Raw genomic sequence first — 6000 nt, 5'->3', positions numbered from 1 at the left:
GAAGCCCTCGGAATCCTCGTCCTGAACTACCCCGACCGGCTCGGACCCTACCTGAACCGATGACACCCCGCCCCACTCACACAAACAACTTGACAGGCTCGCACCATCTTGAGATTTTCGCGACCACCGAACAGTTCGAATACCTCCTCACCGTCATGAACACCGGCACCAACCCCCGCACCGCCACCACAAACACACCCGCCGCCGCTTCTGAGGGCCCCGCGGCCTGCGCTGAGCGCTCCGCCACCGGTGTCGCCGCCTCGGATGGCTGGCCCGCCGGTGCTGCCGGCGCTGAGGGCTCCACCACCGGTGCCGCCGCCTCTGATGGCTGGGCCGCGGGTGCAGAGACTGTCGCCGGTCACGGCTGGACGGTTGATGCCACCGGCGGTGCCGCCGCTTCTGCTGGCTGGGCCGCCGAGCCCGCCGGCGCCGCTTTCGCGGTGGGGTGGGCCGCCAATGAGCCGGCCCGTGACGGCTGCGGCGTCGGCACACACGCCGGCGACGTGGCCTGTGACGCCAGGGCCGGCGGCGTGTCGGCTCACGCGGATGCCCAGACCCCGGCCCCGGCTCCGGCCCCGGGGACTCATGCCGTTCTGGATGTCGCCCCCGCCGTATCGGGGCAGCCGGTGTGCGAGGAGGATCCGGGGGCGGCGGGGCTGGATCCCCGGACCCGGGCCCAGCGGCTGCTGGACGGCCTGGTCGGTGCCTGCGGGATCGCCCTCGCCACCGGGGGCCTGCCCGCCGCGGGCGGGCTCCGGCCCCAGGCCATGGTCACCATCGATTACCGGGACCTGCTGGCCCGGCTCGGCACCACCACCGACGGCCAGACCGGCCCGACAGAAGCTCAGGAAACGGCCGGCGCGGGCGGCACCGCGGCCGCGGCCGCCGGCCAGGCCGGTCCGGAATGTGGGGCGTTCCGGCCCGCGGGGGCGGTGCGGGAAACGGGTGCGCTGCTGTTCACCGGACCCGTCACGGCCTCCACGGTCCGGAAGATCGCCTGCGACGCGGACATCATCCCCGTCCTGCTCGGGGGTGAGGGACGGATCCTGGACATCGGCCGGGCCTCCAGGATCTTCCCGCCCCACCTCCGCAAGGCCCTCATCGCCCGGGACCGGGGCTGCGCGTTTCCCGGCTGCACCATCCCCGCGCCCTGGTGCGAAGCCCACCACATCACGTACTGGTCCCGCGGCGGGACCACCGGCACGGAGAACGGGGCCCTGCTCTGTTCCCATCACCACTACCTGATCCACAAGGAGGCGTGGACCATCCGGGTCCGGACCGGGGTCCCCTGGTTCATCCCGCCACCCCACATCGACCCCGGCCAGAAGCCCCGCCGCAACCACTACTTCACACCCGCCCGACCCGCCCAGGCCGCATAACCGCAACCCGGACAGAGACGGCATGATCCGATCCGAGCCACCCGTGTCATTACGGACCCGGCAATCACGGCGTGATTCGCGCAGCGACGGCGTTATACAGGCCAACGTGCCACCACGTGATCGCACACCAAGGGGTAACGACAGCACGGCTGCCGTCCGCGGTGGCCACGGCTCCTTGGCACTGCCGCACGACGGCGAGCAGGATCAGTCACTGCGTTACCCGGGCCGAGTTACGACCACGTAATCGCAGACCAGGCGGTCGCGGTAGCCAGGCAGCGAAGGCGGCTCCCGGTTACGGCCGTCTGACGGACGCCCGAATTACCGGCGGTGGCAGTTGCTGGCGCTGTGCTGGAGCCGGGGCAGTGACACGGCGGCGAGCCATGAGCTACTTCTGCATAGGGTGCCCCCGATAGGAAGAGTTAGCCCGAGAGAGCTCGGGGCCGGCCTCAGCAGCGCCGGCTCAGCGCTTCACGGGAGGCGCGAGCGGGAGCAGTGCCGCCCCGGCAGTGGCGGTGTCGGCCGACATTTCCCAGACGCGGCGCAGAGCGCAGAATTTCCACCAGTGGTGTTTCAGGACGTCGGGATTGGCCCGCTGTGGACGGACTTCCGTCTCGCCTACTGCCACTGCCAGGAGGATTGGCGATTCGCCGTGCTGCCATGCTTCCCACTCCCCCGCCACGGGATCCACGAGGCTTTCTTCCGCCTTCATACCGGCGACGAGCTGCATCACGACCTTGTCATCGAGCGGTTTGACGGTGCCGTCCCGGCTGGTGCCCTTGGTCTTGTAGTCGATGAGACAGGTCCGGCCGTTGATCTTCGCCACGAGGTCCAGGGTGCCGGCATAGCCGACCGTCTTGTTCCACACCGTAATCTCTGGGGCGATGGGTTCAACCTGGAAGAGCTCCCACCATTCATCGAATCGCGCAGCGAAGGCTTCCTCACCATTGGCGGCGAGGGCTTCGCGGGTTTCCTTCATCTGGTGCGGCCGGCCGAGCGCGCGCAGCGCAACCTGCTCACAGTAGTTGTGGACCCGGTCGCCGCGCTTGGCGGCCTCGTCCCGGTAGCTCTCCGCTGCCTTGGCTGCCCGGCTGACTGCCTGGCGCAGCTTGCCTGGGCTCCCCAGAATGCCGGGAAGTTCGGGATCCTGGGCAAGGCTGTTGGCCCCCATGTAGCCGAACCAGCCATCGAGTCCATGGGGCTGTTGGCCAATCACCGTAGTGATTGACGGGACGGAGAATTGTGCCGATGTGGAGCGTGCGTACATCCGGCCATAGTCAGTGGCGTGGGCGAGGAGTGGAGCAGTCATGTAAAGACTCTTTCACGGGGGTCAGACAACGATGAAAAGCAAAATGGCCCGCCCCGCATGTCAGCGGAACGGACCATTTCGTTGGTGGGCGATACTGGGTTCGAACCAGTGACCTCTTCGGTGTGAACGAAGCGCGCTACCACTGCGCCAATCGCCCCAACGACATTGAATGCTAGCCCACCCGGCCGGATTTTAGAAATCGGCGCCGATGACGACCCCTCGACCGGGGTCACGCCCGTCGTTACCAAGGGTCGGCCACTACGCCAGACCACTGCCTGCGCGAGCAGCACCTCACCCGGCTCCCAGCAACGCGTCACCAGCGCAGGCGAGCCTTTACTCCCCGACTGCAGCGTCGCCTTACCAGCCCGGGCCCCGGACGCCGGGTCCCCCTGCACCCTGAAACTCCGCACGCCGGGTCGCCCTAGACCCTGGGACCCACACCCGGATTCCAGGCACGGAGTCCCCCACGAGCACGCAGCCGCCCACCCAATTCCCAACCCGGAGACTCCAAGCCCAAGCCCGAGCCCAAACGGCCGACCGCCTTCCATCGCCGCCACGGTATGCCTGCGAAGCTAATTACAGCCCTGTAATTCGTAAAATCCCCTAGAAATCAAGGAAGTAGGGCCATTGAGTCGGGGCCATCGGGCCTCGATTTGTAGATTCCCAGAACCTCCTATAGAGTTCTTACTCGTTGGAACGCGAGGAAATGCCGAATGCGGCAAGGAAATGCACCCCAATAATGCGGACGTAGCTCAGCTGGTAGAGCACCACCTTGCCAAGGTGGATGTCGCGAGTTCGAATCTCGTCGTCCGCTCGCAGGACACTGTCACGGCAAAGGTTCTTCGGAATCCTGCTTACACGGTGGGTTGGCCGAGAGGCGAGGCAGCGGCCTGCAAAGCCGTATACACGGGTTCGAATCCCGTACCCACCTCGGTGAAAACCATGGTTTCCGGTTTAGGCCGGATGAAATGGGCGATTGGCGCAGCGGTAGCGCGCTTCCCTGACACGGAAGAGGTCACTGGTTCGATCCCAGTATCGCCCACCAAAGCAAGGTAACTTGCTTGATGCAGTACCACCGGCCAAGCCGGCATGGACTTCATATTGCGGACGTAGCTCAGCTGGTAGAGCACCACCTTGCCAAGGTGGATGTCGCGAGTTCGAATCTCGTCGTCCGCTCTCTTGTGTAAATGATTGACACAAATCCACTCCGGATTCTTCCGGTTGCGGGCGATTGGCGCAGCGGTAGCGCGCTTCCCTGACACGGAAGAGGTCACTGGTTCGATCCCAGTATCGCCCACCATCAAGCAGCTCCCCTGGAGCTGCTTTTTTCGTGCCCTTGTGGCGTCCTGGATGTTAGCTGGACTATCGGTATCGGGCGTTGATCTGGGCGGGCCCTGCCGGACCGGGCCACAAGGCCCTTGACAGGAGTTCCCCGAGAACGGGCTGGCCCTTGGCATGACCCCTACGGGCCGTTAGTATCGGAAGCCGGAGGAGCGATCTGGCTCCGCGACCGAAGGGAGGTGCCCGTGGGTTTACTTGACGATCTGAAGGGCAAGGCTCAGCAAGTCATTGGTGGCAACGAACAGGCCATCAAGGACGGCATCGAAAAGGCCGGCGATTTCGTCGACTCGAAGACCGACGGCAAGTACGCCGACAAGGTCGATGCAGTGCAGAAGGGTGCTTCCGACTTCGTGGATCAAGCAGACGACAGGCCGACCACGGCCCCCGTCGTCGAGCGGCCCCTCGTCGCGGATGAGCCTCCTGTAGCCGGGGAAACCCGGCAGCAGGGCCTCTGACCCAGGTACGTCAGCGAGGTGTCGGTCCCGCCGAGAGGCGGCGCCGGCACCTTCGGCGTTTAACGACGCCGAACGAAGCAACGCGGGGATCTTCGAGCCCATCCGGAAGCTCAGGATGGGCTCGAAGTGACTCCGCGTTGCTTTGCGTGGAGGGGTTCGCCTTGGCGGGGTTTCGACGTCGGAGTGTCACCACGTCGCCGCGTTCCGAATGCGAACGGTTCAGACTCGAGACGATACCGGCCCAGGCGGGTCCACGCCTACGCCGGTCCTCGACTAAGCCGATTGGGGGCTAAGACGGTTCGTGGTTCTGGCCCTCACGGGCAAGCGCGGTAAGCCGGGAAACGGCGCGGAAGTACTTCTTCATGTACCCGCCGGTCATCATTTCCTCGGTGAAGAGCTTGTCGAACGGCACGCCGCTGGCCAGGATGGGCACGTCCTTGTCGTACAGCCGGTCTGCCAGCACCACGAACCGCAGTGCCACGGCTTGCTCGGTGATCGTGTGCACGTTCTTCCACACGACGCCTTCGATCCCGTCCAGCAACTGGCGGTAGCGGCTCGGGTGCACGCCGGCCAGATGGTTGATCAGGGTGCTGAACTCGTCGCGGGCCACGGTCTTGCCGTCGAATTCGGCCTGCATGTGGTGGGTCAGGTCATCATTGCGCAGCGGAGCGGGCGCTGCCGGCAGGCCGCGGTGGCGGAAGTCCTCGCCGTCAATCCTTACGACGTCGAACTGGTCTGCGAGCACCTGGATTTCGCGCTGGAAGTCGACGGCGGCAAAGCGTCCGTCGCCGAGTGAACCCGGTAGGGTGTTCGACGTCGCGGCGAGCTTGACGCCCGCGTCGGCGAGTTCGCGCATGAGCCGGGACATCAGCACGGTGTCGCCCGGATCGTCGAGCTCAAACTCATCGATGCATACGAGCTTGTAGTGGCTCAGGGCCTCCACGGTCTTGCGGAACGACAGCGCGCCGACGAGGTTGGTGTACTCGACGAAGGTGCCAAAGGCCTTGGGGCCGGGGGCGGCGTGCCACAGCGATGCCAGCAGGTGGGTCTTGCCGACGCCGAATCCGCCGTCGAGGTAGATCCCCGCCCTGGAGGTGTCCTTCTTGCCGAAGAGCCGCTTGAACAGGCCATCGCCGTCGCGCGCGCCCACACCAGCGGCGAAGTGCTGAAGGGCGTGGACCGCGTGCGCCTGGCTGGGCTGGGCGGGGTCGGGACGGTAGCTCGAAAACGACACCTCACCAAACCGCGGCGAAGGATAGAACCCATTGAGGAGTTCGTCCACGGAAACTGCCGGCGTGCGGGCGGCGAGCTGTTCGATGTGTACCAAGGTGGTCCGTTCTGCTGGTCTCTTGTCCCCAGCAAGAATACCGGCAAGGGAAGGCCGCCCCGTGTGCGCGGATGCGAACGGGCGGCCGGCGTGAGCAAGACCACATTTCCCCGTGTGAACCCGGTGGAGCATTCCCGCGGGGCCGTGACTAGTGTTGTAACAGGCTGGCGTCGCGCACTCTTTTCCGCGCCC

The 6000-nt window shown here is 65.8% G+C and carries 3 protein-coding genes, 6 tRNA genes and 1 pseudogene; 7 read left to right on the top strand and 3 right to left on the bottom strand.

Annotated features, from left to right (window positions below):
- Window positions 1–644: 644 nt before the first annotated feature.
- Window positions 645–1379: pseudogene (locus ABD243_RS11835) on the top strand (HNH endonuclease signature motif containing protein); the annotation flags it as partial.
- 460 nt (window positions 1380–1839) lie between these two features.
- Here the strand turns inward: ABD243_RS11835 and ABD243_RS11830 are convergent.
- Both ABD243_RS11830 and ABD243_RS11825 read right to left on the bottom strand, forming a co-directional pair.
- Window positions 1840–2685: a cytochrome gene (locus ABD243_RS11830; protein ID WP_344365735.1), complete on the bottom strand. Its 846-nt coding sequence runs from the start codon at window positions 2683–2685 to the stop codon at window positions 1840–1842.
- A gap of 82 nt (window positions 2686–2767) precedes the next feature.
- A tRNA-Val gene (locus tag ABD243_RS11825) sits at window positions 2768–2842 on the bottom strand.
- A gap of 584 nt (window positions 2843–3426) precedes the next feature.
- On the opposite strand from ABD243_RS11825, the gene ABD243_RS11820 reads away from it, so the two are divergent.
- The 6 genes from ABD243_RS11820 to ABD243_RS11795 all read left to right on the top strand — a co-directional run bounded on the left by ABD243_RS11820 (window position 3427) and on the right by ABD243_RS11795 (window position 4481).
- Window positions 3427–3499, top strand: a tRNA-Gly gene (locus tag ABD243_RS11820).
- A 46-nt stretch (window positions 3500–3545) separates the two neighbouring features.
- A tRNA-Cys gene (locus tag ABD243_RS11815) sits at window positions 3546–3616 on the top strand.
- 39 nt (window positions 3617–3655) lie between these two features.
- A tRNA-Val gene (locus ABD243_RS11810) sits at window positions 3656–3730 on the top strand.
- 58 nt (window positions 3731–3788) lie between these two features.
- A tRNA-Gly gene (locus tag ABD243_RS11805) sits at window positions 3789–3861 on the top strand.
- Window positions 3862–3910: 49 nt separating this feature from the next.
- Window positions 3911–3985, top strand: a tRNA-Val gene (locus tag ABD243_RS11800).
- A gap of 226 nt (window positions 3986–4211) precedes the next feature.
- Window positions 4212–4481, top strand: coding sequence for an antitoxin (locus ABD243_RS11795; protein ID WP_091255742.1), 270 nt, complete (start codon window positions 4212–4214; stop codon window positions 4479–4481).
- Between the two features lie 289 nt (window positions 4482–4770).
- Here the strand turns inward: ABD243_RS11795 and zapE are convergent, their stop codons facing one another.
- Window positions 4771–5808 carry a cell division protein ZapE gene (gene zapE / locus ABD243_RS11790; RefSeq protein WP_116768161.1) on the bottom strand — a complete coding sequence of 346 codons (1038 nt, stop codon included), beginning with the start codon at window positions 5806–5808 and terminating at the stop codon, window positions 4771–4773.
- Window positions 5809–6000: the final 192 nt, after the last annotated feature.

The sequence above is a fragment of the Arthrobacter humicola genome, assembly GCF_039531445.1.
Taxonomy (GTDB): Bacteria; Actinomycetota; Actinomycetes; order Actinomycetales; family Micrococcaceae; genus Arthrobacter; species Arthrobacter humicola.
Note: the sequence above shows the minus strand (reverse complement) of the source record. Positions and strands in the feature narration are given on the sequence as shown.

Excerpts from the sequence above, each read along its gene's own strand:
- ABD243_RS11830 (WP_344365735.1), bottom strand. The coding sequence starts at position 2,685 with ATGACTGCTCCACTCCTCGCCCACGCCACTGACTATGGCCGGATGTAC.